The 17,715-nt window shown below is 61.0% G+C and carries 17 protein-coding genes and 1 pseudogene; 7 read left to right on the plus strand and 11 right to left on the minus strand.

Features of this window, described 5'->3' with window-relative positions; genetic code table 11:
• Positions 1 to 71 precede the first annotated feature (71 nt).
• A complete protein-coding gene (locus tag HU724_RS08020; protein WP_186568415.1) occupies positions 72 to 1,880 on the plus strand; it encodes a motility hub landmark protein FimV in 1,809 nt (602 codons plus the stop codon).
• A 103-nt stretch (positions 1,881 to 1,983) separates the two neighbouring features.
• Here HU724_RS08020 and HU724_RS08025 read toward each other — a convergent pair whose 3' ends face one another.
• Entirely contained in the window at positions 1,984 to 4,173 is a 2,190-nt protein-coding gene (locus HU724_RS08025) for a patatin-like phospholipase family protein (protein ID WP_186568417.1), read from the minus strand.
• 71 nt (positions 4,174 to 4,244) lie between these two features.
• On the opposite strand from HU724_RS08025, the gene HU724_RS08030 reads away from it, so the two are divergent.
• Positions 4,245 to 4,532, plus strand: coding sequence for an Rdx family protein (locus tag HU724_RS08030; protein WP_186568419.1), 288 nt, complete (start codon positions 4,245 to 4,247; stop codon positions 4,530 to 4,532).
• Here HU724_RS08030 and HU724_RS08035 read toward each other — a convergent pair.
• Positions 4,526 to 5,419 carry a DMT family transporter gene (locus HU724_RS08035; protein ID WP_186568421.1) on the minus strand — a complete coding sequence of 298 codons (894 nt, stop codon included), beginning with the start codon at positions 5,417 to 5,419 and terminating at the stop codon, positions 4,526 to 4,528. The two genes, HU724_RS08030 and HU724_RS08035, sit on opposite strands and share 7 nt — an antisense overlap.
• A gap of 215 nt (positions 5,420 to 5,634) precedes the next feature.
• Between HU724_RS08035 and HU724_RS08040 the strand changes: the two genes are divergently transcribed.
• A complete protein-coding gene (locus tag HU724_RS08040; protein ID WP_186568422.1) occupies positions 5,635 to 6,450 on the plus strand; it encodes a UDP-2,3-diacylglucosamine diphosphatase in 816 nt (271 codons plus the stop codon).
• Positions 6,451 to 6,560: 110 nt separating this feature from the next.
• On the opposite strand, the gene HU724_RS08045 is transcribed toward HU724_RS08040, so the two are convergent.
• A complete protein-coding gene (locus tag HU724_RS08045; RefSeq protein ID WP_016771136.1) occupies positions 6,561 to 7,151 on the minus strand; it encodes an HD domain-containing protein in 591 nt (196 codons plus the stop codon).
• A gap of 14 nt (positions 7,152 to 7,165) precedes the next feature.
• The gene (locus tag HU724_RS08050; RefSeq protein WP_042607489.1) at positions 7,166 to 7,477 is read right to left on the minus strand and encodes an Mpo1-like protein; all 312 of its coding nucleotides are present in this window, start codon (positions 7,475 to 7,477) and stop codon (positions 7,166 to 7,168) included.
• Positions 7,478 to 7,642: 165 nt separating this feature from the next.
• Between HU724_RS08050 and HU724_RS08055 the strand changes: the two genes are divergently transcribed.
• On the plus strand, positions 7,643 to 8,704 hold the full coding sequence (locus tag HU724_RS08055; protein ID WP_202883387.1) for an AraC family transcriptional regulator: 1,062 nt from the start codon (positions 7,643 to 7,645) through the stop codon (positions 8,702 to 8,704).
• On the opposite strand, the gene HU724_RS08060 is transcribed toward HU724_RS08055, so the two are convergent.
• Entirely contained in the window at positions 8,661 to 10,115 is a 1,455-nt protein-coding gene (locus HU724_RS08060) for a TrkH family potassium uptake protein (protein ID WP_186568424.1), read from the minus strand. The genes HU724_RS08055 and HU724_RS08060 overlap by 44 nt on opposite strands.
• A 121-nt stretch (positions 10,116 to 10,236) precedes the next feature.
• Here HU724_RS08060 and HU724_RS08065 point away from each other — a divergent pair, with 121 nt between their 5' ends.
• Positions 10,237 to 10,803, plus strand: coding sequence for a nitroreductase family protein (locus HU724_RS08065; RefSeq protein WP_122752062.1), 567 nt, complete (start codon positions 10,237 to 10,239; stop codon positions 10,801 to 10,803).
• A 282-nt stretch (positions 10,804 to 11,085) separates the two neighbouring features.
• Positions 11,086 to 12,192: pseudogene (locus tag HU724_RS08070) on the plus strand (IS481 family transposase); the annotation flags it as partial.
• Between the two features lie 114 nt (positions 12,193 to 12,306).
• Here the strand turns inward: HU724_RS08070 and HU724_RS08075 are convergent.
• The 6 genes from HU724_RS08075 to HU724_RS08100 all read right to left on the minus strand — a co-directional run bounded on the left by HU724_RS08075 (position 12,307) and on the right by HU724_RS08100 (position 16,755).
• Positions 12,307 to 13,647: a sensor histidine kinase gene (locus HU724_RS08075; protein ID WP_186566045.1), complete on the minus strand. Its 1,341-nt coding sequence runs from the start codon at positions 13,645 to 13,647 to the stop codon at positions 12,307 to 12,309.
• A gap of 176 nt (positions 13,648 to 13,823) precedes the next feature.
• Positions 13,824 to 14,276, minus strand: coding sequence for a Spy/CpxP family protein refolding chaperone (locus HU724_RS08080; RefSeq protein WP_042607494.1), 453 nt, complete (start codon positions 14,274 to 14,276; stop codon positions 13,824 to 13,826).
• A 259-nt stretch (positions 14,277 to 14,535) separates the two neighbouring features.
• Complete coding sequence (locus tag HU724_RS08085) at positions 14,536 to 15,213, minus strand: response regulator transcription factor (RefSeq protein WP_016771129.1); 678 nt, start codon at positions 15,211 to 15,213, stop codon at positions 14,536 to 14,538.
• A 7-nt stretch (positions 15,214 to 15,220) separates the two neighbouring features.
• Complete coding sequence (locus tag HU724_RS08090) at positions 15,221 to 15,631, minus strand: SH3 domain-containing protein (RefSeq protein WP_186566043.1); 411 nt, start codon at positions 15,629 to 15,631, stop codon at positions 15,221 to 15,223.
• 226 nt (positions 15,632 to 15,857) lie between these two features.
• The gene (locus HU724_RS08095; RefSeq protein WP_016771127.1) at positions 15,858 to 16,157 is read right to left on the minus strand and encodes a YciI family protein; all 300 of its coding nucleotides are present in this window, start codon (positions 16,155 to 16,157) and stop codon (positions 15,858 to 15,860) included.
• A 1-nt stretch (position 16,158) separates the two neighbouring features.
• The gene (locus tag HU724_RS08100; protein ID WP_016771126.1) at positions 16,159 to 16,755 is read right to left on the minus strand and encodes a septation protein A; all 597 of its coding nucleotides are present in this window, start codon (positions 16,753 to 16,755) and stop codon (positions 16,159 to 16,161) included.
• Between the two features lie 87 nt (positions 16,756 to 16,842).
• Here HU724_RS08100 and HU724_RS08105 point away from each other — a divergent pair, with 87 nt between their 5' ends.
• The gene (locus HU724_RS08105) at positions 16,843 to 17,706 is read left to right on the plus strand and encodes a PHP domain-containing protein (RefSeq protein ID WP_130901634.1); all 864 of its coding nucleotides are present in this window, start codon (positions 16,843 to 16,845) and stop codon (positions 17,704 to 17,706) included.
• Positions 17,707 to 17,715: the final 9 nt, after the last annotated feature.

A 17,715-nucleotide genomic window follows, 5' to 3' on the forward strand; every position in this document is an offset into this window, starting at 1 on the left:
CTGGGCAATATCGTGTTCGTACCGGATGTGCGAACGCATAGAAACCGGTTTTGCTTATTTAAGGGATGCTCATGCTCGCAAGTCGGCACGTGCTGCGCGAGGGCGCCAAATGGCTGCTGCTCGCTGGCGTATTCAGCTATTCGACCTGGTCGATGGCGTTGGGGTTGGGCGAAATTACTGTTCACTCAGCCCTCAATCAGCCGTTCAAGGCCGACATCGCGCTGGTCGATGTCGGCACGTTGACGCAAAACGATCTCTCGGCCAGCCTGGCTTCGGCGGATGAATTCGGCCGGGCCGGCGTCGAGCGGGTGTTCTTTCTCAATGACCTCAAGTTCACCCCGATCCTGCGCGGCAGCCGCCAGATGATTCGGGTGACGTCCGGCAAACCGGTCAACGAACCTTTCCTGAATTTCCTCGTGCAACTCGATCAGCCCAACGGCCGTCTGCTGCGCGAGTACACGGTGCTGATCGACCCGCCGGGTTCGCCGGGCATCGTGCCCGCCACCGACGAGCCGGATCCGCGCCCGCAATCCTCTGAATTTCCAACCGTCGAACCGGTTACCGCACCGCCCCAGGCTGCCCAGGGCAAACGCACTGCCGCGCCTGTGCCGCCAACGCCAACGGCACGTGCCAACGATACGCAGGCCGAGCAGCTGGCCGCCAGTGTGCTGCTCACCCAGCAACTGCAAAAGACCCTCGACGAACAGAACCTCAGGCTGCAAGAGCAGCAAGTGCAAATAGCCGACGGCAAGAAGCAGATCGAGGAGTTGCAAACCCGTCTGGCCGAAGTGCAGAAGCCACCGCCACCACCCGTGGTCGCGCCGGCTCCGGCCGCGGCTTCAGCCCCGGTAGAGGCGGCAGACGATGGCGTGAACTGGCCGCTGCTCGGCGGACTGATATTGCTGCTGGGCGTGCTGGCTGCGTTGCTCATACGTCGCCGTCAGCAACGTTCGACAGCCGATGGCACGCCGACGCCGCTATTGCCTGTGAACGCCGAAGAAGACGTCGACGAGCCCGAGCTTCAACAATCTGTCGGTGCGCACGCGGCCGCCGATCATCGCGACGAGCCCGGTGCCGGCGACGTGCTTGAGGCCGTGGGCATCTATCTGGCCTACGGCCGACTCAGCGAAGCGGCCGGGCTGCTGCGCGATGCCTTGCACAAGGAGCCTGAACGCATCGATCTCGGTCTGCAGTTGCTGGAGGTTCTTGGGCGCCAAGGTGACAGTGGCGCTTTTGAACAGCAGGAAAACCGCCTGCGTGGCCTTGACGTCGATGACCGTGAACTGATTGAAATCCGCGCTCGCCATCCAAAACTGGCAGGCGCCGCACCGGCGGCATTTGCAGCAACGCCTACCGCACCCGAACTGCCCGTGGCCACGGCAGCGACCGCAGTCGCGCCGCTTGCAGCGTCGCCCAGCGCTCTCGAGGATGATTTCGAATTGAATCTGGGCGAGCTGTCGATGGATGCAAATTGGGATCTGAACGACAGCCGCGCTGATGCCGCCTCACCGCCGGTCGATGATCCGGCGCTGGGCACCAGCCTGTCGATGCTACCTGTCGATTTCGAACTGCCACAGGCTCAATCTGGCGAAGAAGCCGAGCTTGAATGGATCCCCGAACCCGACGCCCAGCCGCTCGACGACGACTTCCTCAATGAGTTCGGCGATCCCGAGCCGTCGCTGGTGCTGGAACCTCTGGATCTGCAATTACCCGATTCCACCGAAACCGACACCGAAGCCGCCGGCAAGCTCGAACAGGCGCAAACCTGTATCGACGACGGCGACATCGACAGTGCGATCGCGCTGCTCAATGAATTGCTCAAGGAAGGGGACGAGCCGTTGAAGCAAACCGCGAGGACGTTGTTGGCGGGGATTCGCTGAGCGCCAATGGATTTCGTGTTCATCCGAGACCGCTTTCGCGAGCAGGCTCGCTCCCACAATGGAATGTGCTTTCCCTGTGGGAGCGGGCCTGCTCGCGAAGGCGTCAGAACGTCTGCCCCAGATTCAGGTAAACCGCCTGCTCATCCGCATCATTCAACCCATAAGTGAAATTCAACGGCCCCAGCGGCGTGTCGAAGCCGATAAACACACTCGCGGCATTGATGTAGCCGCTGTCGAATTCATTGTCGTTGTTCCACGCCCGACCGCGTTCCAGCGAGGCGCCGGCGTACAGCGGGAAGTCCAGCGGCAGGTACGAGCGCGGCGTCAGGCGGCGGTAGTACACCGCGCGCATCAGGCTGACGTTCTGCCCGGACAGCGCATCCTCACGGAACCCCGACAACTGCCGCGCGCCGCCGAGCAGGAAGCTCGAAGTCACCACGTTGGCATCGTCCAGCGTCCGACCGTAGCGCCCGCCGAGTATCAGCGTATCCGGCCCGTGGCTCATGGCCTTGTCGAAATTCACTTCCCATTGACGATAGCGCGTGTCCGAGCTCAGTCCCGGTTCGAATTGCGTAAAGGTCAGGCTGACGTCCTTGCCCTCGTGTGGAAAGTAGACGTTGTCCAGAGAGTCGTAGGAATACTTCACGGTGTAGAAGCCTTCGTTGAAACTTTCGCTCGGCAGATCCTGATCACCGATGCGCACGTCAGCCTTGCCCCAGGCCTGCCCAACGCCGAGTCGCACTTCACCGTTGTTACCGATCTGCCGGCCGAGGTTGAGACCGAAGCCGTAGCGCTCGACGCGATACTGGGCGATCGGATCGTTATCCAGCACCGAGTCAACGTTCTGCGCCTCGAACGACCCATAGGGCGCGACGAAGTAGCGAGAGCCGACGTCCAGCGGCTGATAAAACTCGCTGTACAGCTCCTGCTTGTCGCCGATCTGCGCGCGGGTCAGCCATTCCGCGCCGAGGCGGTTGATGCCATTGACGCGATAACTGGCGCCAAGATTGAAAGCACTGTCGCCGCGCATGTCGTCCGATAGATTCAAACCGACCCGCAAGTAATCGGTACCGCTGCGCTTGCCGCTGGCGCTGATGACCAGGGTGTGATCCTGGCCTTTATGCACCACGCGGTAACGCACTTGATCGAAGTAATCGAGGCCGTACAACGTGCCCATGTCCGAATGCAGGCGGCCCAGGTCCAGCGGCGCGCCGATCGGCTGGCGGATGTAATAGCGGATCACGTCATCGTCGACCTTCGAGTCATTTTCGACCCGGATCGCGGTGATGATCGGCGTGCGCTGACCAGGCTGGCGGGCGGCGTTCAATTCCGCGTCCTGGGTTTGAGTCGGCTTCAGCTGCGCCAGCCGCGCATCGAGGACCCGTGTGGCGCGGTAACCGGCGTCGATCATCTCTTGAGCCTTGCCGAAGTCGGTCACGCCGAACGCGGCCAGCGCAGGCTGGATCAACACGTCATTGGCATGCAGAGTCGCCAGTTGTTCTTCGGAGTTGCGCCGGGTCATCAGGGTGATCGACTGATTGAGCACATCGACCACCGTGGTCAGTTGCTTGCGGTTGCGCAGCGGCGTGCCGATATCGACGACGATGGCGATGTCGACGCCCATCTCCCGCGCGACATCCAGCGGGATGTTGTCGGTCATGCCGCCGTCCACCAGCAGGCGCCCGTCGAGCTCGACCGGGGCGAACACTGCGGGGATCGACATGCTCGCGCGGATCACTTGCGGCAGGTGGCCTTTGCGAAACACCACTTTTTCGCCATTGGCGATGTCGGTGGTTACGGCGCGAAACGGGATCGGCAGTTTGTCGAAGTCGCGGGTGTCGCTGGTGTGCGCCAACAGGCTTTCCAGCAACAGTGCGAGGTTCTGGCCCTGAATCACCCCCAATGGCAGGCCGAGACTGCCGTCGTCGCGGAAGCTCAGTTTCTGTTTCACCAGAAAGTCGCGGTCGTCCTGCTTGCGTCGAAATGGCACGTCCTCACGCGGCGGGGCGTCGGACAGCGCCGCTTGCCAGTCGATGCTCAGGGCTAGTTTTTCCAGTTCATCGATCTTGTAGCCCGAGGCGTACAGCCCACCGACCACCGCGCCCATGCTGGTACCGGCAATCGCATCGATCCTGATGCCTTGTTCTTCCAGCGCCTTGAGCACGCCGATGTGCGCCAGCCCACGCGCAGCACCGCCGGACAGCACCAGGCCGACTTTCGGTCGTGGCGCTTCACTGGCGTGAACCAGCAGGGGAAGGAAACCAAGCAGCAGGCAAAACAGCAAACGGCGCATTGTGAGTCTCGGGGCAAGCGGTAAAGCCGGCTATTATAGCGGCGCCCTCTGTCTCAGGAGTTTCAGCGATCATGACCGTCGCCAAAGCCGAAGTTGTCATCACTTATTGCACTCAATGCCAGTGGCTGCTACGCGCGGCGTGGCTGGCCCAGGAGCTGCTCAGCACCTTCGCTGACGATCTGGGCAAAGTGTCATTGGTGCCGGGCACCGGCGGGGTGTTTCACATCACCTGCGCGGGCGTGCAGATCTGGGAGCGCAAGGCCGACGATGGTTTCCCCGAGGCCAAGGTATTGAAGCAGCGAGTGCGCGATCAGATCGATCCTGACCGCGACCTCGGCCACAACGACCGCACTCAGTGAGAAGCGGCCTCGGCGGCGACGGTTTTCTTGTCGGCCGAGCCTGACATCCGCGCCGACACTACGATAGCGATGATGATCAACGCGCCACCGATGAGCATGCGCAGTGTCGGGGTTTCACTGAACAGCAGCCAGGCGAGGGTGATGCCGTAAACCGGCTCCATGGCGAACACCACCGCCGCGGTGCGCGCCTTGATTACCGCCAGACTGGCGACGAACAGGCTGTGCGCCACGCCCGTGCAAAACACCCCGAGCAGGGCGATCCACAACCAGTCCAGCGCTCGAACCTGACTCAACTGCGGTGCCGCGACCGGCAACAGACACAGCGCCACGACGACGTTCTGGCACAACGCCGCCTGCACCGCCGGGATGCGTCCGGAACTGGCGCGGTTGGTCAGCGACAGCAGGGAAAACAACAGGCCGGACAACACCGCCCAAAGGAGGCCGACGGTCGCGCCGCTGCCCAGATCAAATGCGGGCGTCACCAGCACCAGACCGATGCTGACCAATACCACCAGAACGATTTCATTGGGGCGGATGCGTTCGCGGAAGATCAGTCCTTCGAGAATCACCGTGAACGCCGGGAAACTGGCAAAGCCCAAGGTGGCGATGGCCACCCCGGCGATCTTCACCGATACGAAAAAACTCACCCAGTGCCCAGCCAGCAACACGCCGCTCAGCGCCAACCGTCGCCAGTCCAGCGCCTGTAGTTTTTGCCAGCCGCTCTGACTGGCAAATCGAGCGAAGAAGGCCAGCGCGAGCACGGCGAAGGCGGCGCGGCCGAACACGATGATCGCCGGCGATGCGGCAGCGAGTTTGCCGAACACACCGGTCAGGCCGAACATCAAAGCGCCAATATGCAGGGCGCCGAGGGCAGTACGCGGAGTCATTGCAATCCTTCTATATCAAACGCGATGATCGTTCCCACGCAGGAGCGTGGGAACGATGATCAAAAGAGCGCCAGTCTAAATCGCTGTCGCCGTCGCGTCTGTCATCCGATTCCTCAATTTTGAACGATGTGCGCTGTCACACGACTGACGCACGCCTGTCACGGTCGATTAACCGGGCGCGCGCAAGCTGGCGAAAACATCGCAGAGGGTTGCCCATGACCAGCGCCGAGCTCGCCCGACCCAGCCGCAAACAACGGGTGCGAACCCTGTGGATCTCCGATGTGCACCTGGGCACGCGGGATTGCCAGGCCGAGCACTTGTCGCAATTTCTCAAGGGCTACCACGCCGACAAGGTTTATCTGGTCGGTGACATCATCGATGGCTGGAAACTGCGCAGCGGCATGTACTGGCCGCAAGCCCACACCAACGTCATCCGCCGTCTGCTGACCATGAGCAAGCGCGGCACCGAGGTGATCTACGTCACCGGCAACCATGACGAATTCCTGCGGCGCTATTCGAAGCTGATTCTGGGCAATATCCAGTTGGTCGACGAAGCGGTGCATGTCACCGCCGATGGCCGGCATTTGCTGGTGATTCACGGCGATCAGTTCGATGTGATCACCCGTTATCACCGCTGGCTGGCGTTTCTCGGCGACTCGGCTTATGAATTCACCCTGACGCTCAACCGCTGGCTCAATCACTGGCGCGCGCGTTATGGCTATGGTTACTGGTCCCTGTCGGCCTATCTGAAACATAAAGTGAAGACTGCGGTGAGTTTCATCAGCGACTTTGAAGAAGCCATCGCCCACGAATGTGTGAAGCGCGGACTGCATGGCGTAGTCTGCGGGCATATTCACCATGCCGAGATTCGCAAGGTGGGCGAGGTGGACTACCTCAATTGCGGCGACTGGGTCGAATCGTGCACAGCGCTGATCGAGCATTGGGATGGCACGATCGAGCTGTATCGACTGGCGGATGCGCAGGCGCGGGAGGCGGAATTGAAAGCCGCCAAAGTTGCCGAAATCGCCTGAGCGAAAAAGTACCCTGTGGGAGCGAGCCTGCTCGCGAAGGCGTAGCGTCAGACGAAACTTCTGTGCCTGATACAGCGCTTTCGCGAGCAGGCTCGCTCCCACATTTGTTCTCAGGCCGGGCTGTGTTCTTGCATCGCAGCCTTGTAGATCGAGTTCTTCGGCTGCGCAAACAGCCTTTCCATCATTGGCTCGAAGAAACTCAGCGGCAGCGTGTCATACGCCGGATCAAACGCCGCCGCGTCGTACTTGGCGCAAAATTCGGCAGTGGCCTGGAACTGCGGATGATCCTTGAATTGCTCGCGCAAATGCCGGTCCATGCCCAGGTGATGAAAGAAGTAATAGCCCTGAAAGATGCCGTGCTTCTCCACCATCCACAGATTTTCCGCACTCACGAACGGCTTGAGAATCGCTGCGGCGATGTCCGGATGATTGTAGGAACCGAGGGTGTCGCCAATGTCGTGCAACAGCGCGCAGACCACGTATTCCTCGTCACGCCCGTCGCGAAAGGCGCGGGTCGCGGTTTGCAACGAGTGGGTCAGGCGATCCACCGGGAACCCGCCGAAGTCGCCCTCAAGCAGCTTCAGATGCGCGAGGATCCGCGACGGCAGCTGTCTGGCATAGGCACTGAAATCAGCGGCGATGATCGCCCAGTCTTCCTCGGTGCCGTCCTTCATATGGGTGAAGCGAGCATGGGCATTCATGGGCAGACCCTCATTCAGAACGCCACGCGACCGAGAATCATGTCGCGGTACATGACGAAATCGCCGAGCAGGCTGTACAGCGGATGCTGAAACGTCGCCGGGCGGTTTTTCTCGAAAAAGAAATGGCCGATCCAGGCAAAGCTGTAACCGGCCAGAGGTAGCGCGAGCAACAGCAGCCAGGCGCCTTTGGCGATGCTCAGGGCGAGAATGAAGATGACCAGAGAAGTGCCGATGAAATGCAGACGACGGCAGGTGCTGTTGCTGTGTTCGGCGAGGTAATACGGATAGAACTCGGCGAAGCTGTTGAACCGCTTGATGTTTTCCACGACCGCGCTCTCTGTGGTGATTGTTCTGGCTACAAGTTGTTCGGCGGGGAGCTTATTTGAGTCTAGAGTGATCATTGGCGTGGGCCAGTGACAATCGGCGCCACTTTAGTATCCTTCGCAAATAGGGCGGTTATCTGCAGCCCGTCATGTAAAAGAATAACAACCATGAGCGAACGAACGACTTCTGCAAGCTGGGCGATGGGGATTGTCAAAGCACTGGAGATGGACGGCCTGGATTGCCGGGTTCTGTTCAAGCAACTGGGGCTGGATTTCAGTGCCCTGGAAGATCCGGATGCGCGTTTCCCGCAGGACTCCATGACCCGGCTCTGGCAGCGCGCGGTCGAGGTGTCCGGCAACCCGGCGATCGGCCTGAACATGGGCAAAGTGGTGCGCCCGGCCTCGTTTCATGTCGCCGGCTACGCGCTGATGTCGAGCAATACCCTGGCTGAAGGCTTCCAGCGTCTGGTGCGCTATCAACGCATCATTGCCGAAAGCGCTGACCTGAGCTTTCGCCTGCTCGATGAAGGTTACGCGCTGATTCTCACCGTGCACGGCGATCATCTGCCGCCGACCCGGCAGAGCGCCGAAGCGTCACTGGCCTGCGCGTTGGCGCTGTGCGGCTGGCTGACGGGGCGTCCGCTGCACCCGGTCAAAGTGTTGGTTCAGGGCGATCAGCCGACAAATCTGCAACCTTATAAAGAAGCCTTTCACGCACCGCTGGTGTTCAACGCGCCATACGACGCGTTGATCTTCGAACGGGCCGACATGGAGGCGCCGCTGCCGACCGCCAATGAAGCCATGGCCCTGTTGCATGATCGCTTTGCCGGGGAATATCTGGCGCGGTTCTCCGAGAGTCGCGTGACGCACCGGGCACGCCAGGTGCTGTGTCGTTTGTTGCCCCAGGGCGAGCCCAAGCGTGACACCGTGGCGCAGACGCTGCACCTGTCGCAGCGCACTTTGCAGCGGCGCTTGCAGGAGGAGGGCACCAGTTTCCAGCAATTGCTCGACGACACCCGGCGTGAATTGGCCGAACAATATCTGGCGCAACCGAGCATGACCTTGCTGGAAATCGCCTACCTGCTGGGCTTTGCCGACCCGAGCAACTTCTTCCGCGCGTTCCGCCGCTGGTTCGACACCACGCCCGGCGAGTACCGCTTGCGCCTGACGCAGGTGCCGGACGCGGTCAATGACGCCAGAACGCCGGAATACACAGCACAAACACCGTAATGATCTCCAGTCGGCCGAGCAGCATGCCGAACGACAGAATCCACTTCGCCGCATCCGGCAGGGTCGCGAAGTTGCCGGCCGGGCCGATGGTTTCGCCCAGACCCGGGCCGACGCCCGACACGGTGCTGGCGGCGCCGGTCAGCGCGGTCATCCAGTCGACCCCGAGCAGCGACAGCAGCAGGGCGATCACGCAGATGGTGATGGCGAAGAAAAACGAGAAGGTCAGGATCGAACGGACAATTTCTTCGTCGAGGCGGTGACCGTTGTACTTCTGCTTGATCACCGCGCGCGGGTGGATCAGTTGATTGAGGTTGGCCTTGAGCAGGATGTAGGCGACCTGGAAACGGAAAATCTTGATCCCGCCCGCCGTCGAACCTGAGCAGCCGCCGACGAAACCCAGATAGAAAAACAGCATCAGCGAGAAGTTGCCCCACAGGCTGTAGTCACCGAGGGCAAAACCGGTGGTGGTGACCACCGAGGTCACGTTCAGCGCCACATGCCGCAGCGCTTCCAGCCAATGCAGCTTGGTGGTCCACCAATACCAGGTGCCGAGCACCAGCCAGGTCACCAGCAGCATCGCCAGCAAACCCTGCACCTGTTGATCCCTGATCAACGCCCGGCGGTTGCCACGCAACGTCGCCACGTACAGGGTGAACGGCAGGCTGCCGAGGATCATGATGACGATCGCCACCCAGTGCACCGCCGGTTGTGTCCACTTCGCCAGCGACTGGTCGGAGGTCGAGAAACCACCGGTGGAAATAGCCGACATCGCGTGGTTGATCGCATCGAACGGGCTCATCCCGGCCCACCAGAACGCCAGGCTGCCGACAATGGTGATGCCGACGTAGGCCGCCACAATCAACCGCGCCACCATGTGCGAACGCGGCATGACCTTTTCCGAGCGGTCCGAGGATTCGGTCTGGAACAGGCGCATGCCACCGATGCGCAGCAGCGGCAGAATCGCCACCGCCATGCCGATGAAGCCGATGCCGCCGATCCAGTGCAGCAGCGACCGCCACATCAGAATCCCCGGCGACATGTTGTCCAGGCCGTTGAGCACGGTGGAACCGGTGGCGGTGATGCCGGACATGCTTTCGAAGAACGAGTCGGTGTAGCTGATGTGCTGGGTCAGCAGAAACGGCAGCGCGGCGAAAATGCACACCACCAGCCAGCTGCTGACCGTCAGCAGGTACATGTCGCGCGGGCGCAGGTGAATGTGTTCGGGTCTGCCGGGTATCACCAGAGCGAGGCCGGCGACAAAGGTGATCATGCTCGCCCAGAGGAACGACGGCAGGTCGCTGGTGCGCTCGAAAATCACCAGCGTGGCCATCGGCACGACCATGGCCACAGCCAGGGTGATCAGGAAGATGCCGATGATAAAACCAATGATCCGTAAGGTCGGCAACGCCATGAAATCCGCTCGGGCTGATGGGAGAAGGGCGCCATTCTACCTGTGGGGCAAGGCATGTAAACCGGCAGGCGCTGCGCAGATGAAGCTAGAATAGCCGCACATTTTTCAAAGGAGGTGGCCGATGCAGGCTCTCGACGCGTTGCTCAACCGTGTTTCCGTTCCCCGACTGGTCGAACCGGCCCCCACTGCCGAGCAGCGCGAAGCCCTGTTCGGCGCGGCCTTGCGTGCCCCGGATCACGGGCACTTGCAGCCGTACCGCTTTTTGACCGTCGAAGGTGCAGCGCGTGAGCAAATGGGCGAGTTGCTGGCCGAGGCGGCCCGCCAGCAGAGCGGCGAAGTCACCGAAGCGATGATCGACAAGGCCCGCAACGGCCCACTGCGCGCGCCGCTGGTGGTTGTGGTCATCGCGAAATTGCAGGAACACGTGAAATATCCGAAGGCCGAGCAACTGCTCACGGCCGGCTGTGCGGCCCACGGTATCTTGCTCGCGGCGTATGCGCAGGGGATTGGCGCGGTGTGGCGCACCGGGGATCTCGCGTACTCGAAGCATGTGGCCGAAGGTTTGGGACTGGTGGAAGGCGAGGAAGTGATCGCTTTTCTCTATCTCGGCACGCCGCAGAAAGAGCCGCGGGTGGCGGAGAAGGTTGATCTGGCTGAGTTCGTCAGCGCCTGGCCAGGTAAGGCCTGAAGATCAAAAGCCCCTCACCCTGGCCCTCTCCCGGAGGGAGAGGGGACTGATTGGGGGATGCTTTGGAATTACACTGACCTGAGCGTCCTTCGCTGAATCCAGCGTCGGGATACCGGACGTCTGGTTTCTGCGAATCCATAAGGTCGATGCACAACGGCAGACACCTCGGTCGGCCCCCTCTCCCTCCGGGAGTGTATGTACCGGACACATGGTGGACAGGTGTTCGGAGACATGGTGGACACTTTTTAATAGGCACATTGCTCATCATCAAGGAGATGACCTGTGTCCTGGCAAGAGGCATCCACCATGCAACTTCGTACAGAGTTTGTGCGTTTAGCTCGGCAAGAAGGGTCGAATGTTCGGCAGCTTTGCCGTCGATTCAATATCAGCCCAAGTACTGCCTACAAATGGCTCAACAGGTTTGAAACCTCGGGTGCAGAGAGCTTGCACGATCAGTCCCGGCGACCGAAAACATCACCCAAACGTTGTGCTGAAGAGGTTGAGCAGCAAATTTTGACCATGAGTCAGCAATACGAGGCTTGGGGTGCCCGCAAGCTCAAGCGCGTGCTGGAAGACGAAGGCGCTGTGATGCCCTCTGTCAGCACGGTGCATGCGGTTTTACAGCGTCATTCGCGTGTTGATCCAAAGGCTGCCGAGATCAAACCATTTATCCGATTTGAGCACGAAGCGCCTAACGATCTATGGCAGATCGACTTCAAGGGACACTTCGGCCTGAGCCAAGGACGCTGTCATCCATTCACGATACTGGACGATCACTCACGCTTTTCGTTGTGTATTGCCGCATGTGCCAATGAGCAGCGCCAAACCGTTCAGGACCATCTAATGCGGGCGTTTCGACGTTACGGCTTGCCGTTACGCATGACGATGGACAACGGCTCGCCATGGGGCGATCAGACTGGCGTTTACACCGCGCTGGAAGTCTGGCTGATGAGCCAGGGCATCAAGGTTGGCCACTCCCGGCCTTATCACCCGCAAACTCAGGGAAAACTGGAACGCTTCCATCGCAGCCTGAAAAGTGAAGTCCTGCAAGGCCGGTATTTCACCGATCTCGACGACGCACAACGGGCGTTTGATACCTGGCGCGACATCTACAACCAGAAGCGCCCTCATCAGGCGCTGGGCATGGCGGTGCCGGCGACTCGTTACAGTGGCAGCCCTCGGGAATATCAGGAGCAACCGGCGGAGCCGGATTACAACGACGCAGATGTGGTCAGGAAGGTACAGGTGGGAGGTGAAATCTTCTGGAAAAACCGGGAATACAAGATCGGAAAGGCTTTTTACGGCAGGTGCATAGCGATCAGGGAGACGACGGAAGACGGCATCCACGATGTCTACTGGAGTAGACATCGTGTCGCTCGAATCGACTTGAACTTGCAGATCGTGACGGCAGGTAAGAAGATCTAAAACCGTCCACCATGTCTCCGAAAATGTGTCCACCATGTCTCCGGTACATACAGGGAGAGGGTTGGGGTGAGGGGCTTTTCAGGGCTGGACCACGACTCCCGGTACCAACGGCAATTCCAGACTCGCCACAAAGCCGCCCTGCGGATGATTGGCCAGCGTCAGCGTGCCGCCATGCCGTTCTGCCGCCCGTTTGGCGATCGCCAGCCCCAGGCCATGCCCGGCAGCGGTCTGCCCCGGCGCCCGGTAGAACGGCTCGCCCAACTGACTCAGATGTTCGGTCTGCACCCCCGGCCCGTGGTCGCGCACGCTGATGACAATCCGCTCTCCCTGCCGCGCAGCCTGCAATTCGATCGGCTGATCGCTCGGGTTGAAGCGCTGGGCGTTGCGCAGCAGATTGTCCACGGCGCGCTCGATCATCGTTGGCCAGCCTTTGAGATTCAACTGCGGCTCGGCTTGCAGGCGCACGGTCTGCTCGGGGGAGCTGAGCTGCGCATCCTTTTGCAGCGTGGCGAGCAACGTATTCAGGTCCACTTCTTCAGCGCTGGCGTTGTCGGCATCGACTCGCGCCAGCACCAGAATTTCACTGATCAACGCCTCCAGCCGGTCGCATTCGCGGGTCAGGCGTGGCCACAGTTTCTCGCGCTCTTGCGGGTTGGCACGCTCGGCCAAAGCCAACGCGATGCGCAGGCGCGCCAGGGGTGAGCGCAGTTCATGGGAGACATCGCGCAGCAGCTGGCGCTGACTGCCGATCAGACTTTGCAGGCGCGCGCCCATGCGGTTGAAGTCGGTAGCCAGCACGCCGAATTCGTCACGGCGGTTGGCCAGTTTCGCCAAGCTGTTCTGCTGATATGTGGTCTGCCCCAGATCATGCACCGCGCCGCGCAAGCGACTCAGTGGGCGGGTGATGGAGAAAGTCACGAGCAAACTGAACAGGGTCAGCACCACCAGCGCGATGCCCAGCGCACTCAGCGGCCAGAGCAGACTTTCGCGGTGCCAGGCGTCGAGTTCGGGGTGCGGGATGCGGTAGATGAACAGGTAGGTATCACCGGTTTTTTCACTGGTGATCTCGTCGGTCAGACGCCGCCACGGCAGGCGGCGGTCATCGTTGTTCTGCCGCGCTTCGAATGCTGCGGCGCGGCGCGGGAAGGTACCACGCACCACCGGATCGCCGGTTTCGTTGAGCACCTGAACGTCGATGTGATACTGGCGTTTACGTTGTTCGAGAATGTCCTGCGCGGCTTCTTCGCCTTGGGTTTCGTAGGTCTGCGTCCATTCTGCCGCCAGCGTGTTGAGGCCGGGATGGCGGCTGAGAATCCACGCGTCCTGATTGAGCATGTGCCCGAGCAGAATCGACAGCCCGGCTACCAGAGCGATGGCCAGCCAGAAGCTCGCAAGAATCCGCCAGAACAGTGAACGCACAGAAACTCCTCGAAAATCACACCGTTCAAATGTGGGAGCGAGCCTGCTCGCGAAGACGTAGTGTCAGTCAAACCATCGCTGGCTGATACACCGCCTTCGCGAGCAGGCTCGCTCCCACATTCGATTTGAATGGAACAGGCCCGACGAGGTGAGTCGTCGGGCCCAGGGTCAAGCCATTATTGCGCCTTTTGTGCCTGCTGCGCTTTCCAGGCCTTGAACTCGGCCCATTCGGCACGGCGTTCGGCGCGTTTCTTCTGGATCTCGTCGAATTGCTTCTGTTGCTCAGGTTTCAGCAATGCACGGACATCGGATTCGGCTTTCTTGTGGTTGGCCGCGATCTCGTCCTTCATGGCTTTCTGGTCGGCCGGCGAGAGTTTTTCCAGGTACTTGTCGACCACCTGCTTACGCTCGTGCATCTGCTCGCCCATGATCTTGCGAATCTGCTCGCGCTGTTCGCGGGTCAGGTCGAGCTGGCTGTACGGGCCTTTGCCGTGCATGCCGCCGTGCATCTGACCGCCGTGGCGCGGGCCATCCAGCGGACCACCGAGCGGACCGCCATCCTGCGGCATGGCCATGGCCACGGTTGGCAGAGCGGCAGCGAACATCAGAGCGATAAGAGTCTTGCGCATGGTGTATCTCCTTGTCTCGTTCCCGGTACGTTCCGGATGAGTGCAGATTACGCAGATCAAGGTCAGCGGCGGTCAGCGCAGCGTAAAGCTTCGGTAAAGACGTTTCGTGCCCGGCCTTACACAAATTCTGTGTAAAAGCTGCCGAAGGCTGCGATCTGATCGTTCCCATGCTCTGCGTGGGAATGCAGCCGAGGACGCTCTGCGTCCTGCAGCCTGAAGATCGCCGCCTTGGGCAGCTCGTACACGAAACTGGATGGTTTTACAGGCTGTAGTAGTAACCCCGGCTACGCAACGCAACGATGCGCGGGCGGCCGTCGGGGTGGGGGCCGATTTTTTTGCGCAGGTTGCTGACGTGCATGTCGAGGCTGCGGTCGTACAGAGTCAGCTTGCGGCCGAGGGCCAGTTGCGCCAGTTCCTGTTTGTCCAGCGGCTCGCCGGGCTGCTTGAGCAGGGCTTCGAGCAGGCGGCTTTCGGAGACGGTCAGGGTCAGTTCTTTTTCGTCGATGCTGACTACGCCGCGCACCGGGCTGAAACTCAGATCACCCAGCTCAAGTTGCGTCGATACGGCGGCGGGATGGCTGCGCCGCAACACGGCGCGCAGGCGCGCGGTCAGTTCGCGGGGGTCGCAGGGTTTGGCCAGGTAATCGTCGGCGCCCAGTTCGAGGCCGAGGATGCGGTCCAGCGGTTCGCCACGCGCTGACAGCATCAGCACCGGCAGGTCGGCGTGGTCGTTGCGCAGTTGCTTGAGCAGTTCCAGACCGCTGCCGTCGGGCAGCATCACGTCCAGCACTACCGCCGCCGGGGCGGTTTCGGCCAACGCCTTGCGGGCGCTCTGGCCGTCGTGGCAGGCGCGCACCTGGAAGCCTTCCTGGCTCAACCAGCTACTCAGGAGTTCGCACAACTCCTGGTCATCATCAATCAATAACAGCTCGCTCATGACTCACTCAATTTAGCCATTGCCGACGTTTTCGGCTTGCACCGCTGGCAAAGATACCGCAGAGCAGCGCCAATAGCGCTACTCCGGCGCCAGTGACGAACCACTGCTGTTGATCGGTCAGCAAACGCGGCAGCGGGCTGGCCTGGGCTTCCTTGAGTTGCAGCTTCAGACGCTGGTTCTCCTGGCGCAGCCGGGCGAGCTGGGCACTTTCGCGAGTGTTGTCGGCATTTTGCAGTTGTTTGTTCAGTTCTTCGCGCTGCTGTTCGCTGGCCTTGAGCCGCTGTTGCAGCTCGGTGATCTGACTGCCGGCGCTCAATGACAATGGTGTGGAGCTGCCGCCTTCGGTGGTTTCTTCACCATGGGCGGGGGCCATGATCGACAACATGAGCAACATCAGACACAACGGACCCTTGCGCATCGCGACACCTGTTTCCAAATGGATATTGGGCAGGTTGTCGGCAGGCAAACGAGAATAATGAGCGATTGTGGCGAGGGGATTTATCCCCGTTCGGCTGCGCAGCAGTCGTGAGTTATTGAACGCGGTGTGTCAGACATTCCGCGTTGGATGGGTTTGGGGCGGCTTCGCCACCCAGCGGGGATAAATCCCCTCGCCACATAAATCCCCTCGGCATTTCAACACCGGATTACGGCAGGACTTGCTTGAACGGCTTGACGATCACGTTGGCGTAGACGCCGGCGGCAATGTACGGATCGGCATCGGCCCAGGCCTGTGCGGCGCTCAGGGAGTCGAACTCGGCGACGATCAGGCTGCCGGTGAAACCCGCTGCGCCCGGATCATTGCTGTCGACGGCCGGGTGCGGGCCGGCCAGCACGATGCGGCCTTCGCCCTTGAGCGCTTGCAGGCGTTCCAGATGCGCCGGGCGCGCGGACAGGCGAGCTTCCAGCGAGTTGGCAACGTCGGTGGCAATGATGGCGTAGAGCATGTCAGTCCTCGGTTTTTGGCGTTGTGGTATCGGTGTCATGCAGATGGCGCGACAGGTAAACGCCCTGTGCGACCAGGAACAGCACGGTCATGCCCAGGCTGCCGAACACCTTGAAGTCGACCCAGATGCTCTGGAAAGTGAAGGCGACGAACAGGTTGGCCGCGCCGCAAAACAGGAAGAAGCCGATCCAGGCGATGTTCAGGCGGGTCCAGACCGGGTCTGGCAGGGTCAGCGCGTGGCCCATGATGCGTTTGATCAGCAGGCGGTCACCGATGAAGTGGCTACCGATGAACGCCGCAGCGAACAGCCAGTTGACCACCGGCGCTTTCCATTTCAGGAAGGTTTCGCTGTGGAAGGCCAGCGTCAGGCTGCCGAATACCAGGCAGGCGATCAGCGTCAGCCACTGGCTCTTTTCCAGCTTGCGCTGCTTGATGAACAGCGCGCCGTACACCACCAGGGAGCTGATGATCAGCATCGCCGTGGCGCTGTAGATACCGCCTACGGTCACTTGCTGGCCGGCAATGTCGACGACCCGTGGATCAAGTTTGTAAACGATGAAGAACAGCAGAAGCGGGATGAAATCGATGAATTGTTTCACAGTGAGAGCCAGAAGCTGGATGTGGCGGCATAATAACAAACATATGGGCGCGCGATAGCGCCAGCTGATTTGAGGTTACAACTCCCCGTGAATGTTGATTTGCACTGCCACAGCACGGCCTCCGACGGCGCCCTGGCGCCTGCGGTTCTGGTTGCGCGAGCGTTCGAAAACGGCGTGCGAGTCCTGGCGTTGACCGACCACGACACTCTTGAGGGGCTCGCCGAGGCGCGTACTGCCGCCACCGAGTTGGGCATGCAACTGGTCAACGGCGTCGAATTGTCCTGCACCTGGGGCGGGGCGACCATTCACGTATTGGGCTACGGTTTCGACGTCAACGCCGCGCCGTTGGTTGAAGCGATCGCCAAATTGCACGATGGCCGCTGGCTGCGGTCGGAAGAAATAAGCCGCAAGCTCGCACTCAAGGGGATGCCCGGTGCCCTCGACGGCGCCCGGCAGATCCAGCAGGAACTGGGCGACAGCGGCAACGCGCCGGCCCGGCCGCATTTCGCCGACTGGATGGTGCGTGAAGGTTATGTAAAGGATCGCGCCGAGGCATTTCGCAAATGGCTCGGCGCCGGCAAGCTCGGCGACGTCAAGCTGCACTGGCCGACCCTGGAAGACACCGTCGCCACCCTGCGCGCCGCCGGTGCCTGGGTCAGCCTGGCGCATCCATGGCACTACGATTTCACCCGTAGCAAGCGCCGAAAGCTGATTGCCGACTATATTCAAGCAGGCGGGCATGCTATCGAGGTGGTCAATGGCCATCAGCCCGCAGAACAGGTGGGCAGCCTGGCGATCCTTGCCCGTGAGTTCGGTCTGCTGGTCAGCGCCGGCAGTGACTTCCATGGCCCTGGCGGCTGGTCCGAGATCGGCCAGTACCGGGCGGTTCCCGAGGACCTTCCACCCCTGTGGTGTCGGTTCAAACATGACACAGATATTGCCGCCGTCTGAACAGGTAGA

It is taken from the genome of Pseudomonas iranensis (genome assembly GCF_014268585.2).
Taxonomy (GTDB): Bacteria; Pseudomonadota; Gammaproteobacteria; order Pseudomonadales; family Pseudomonadaceae; genus Aquipseudomonas; species Aquipseudomonas iranensis.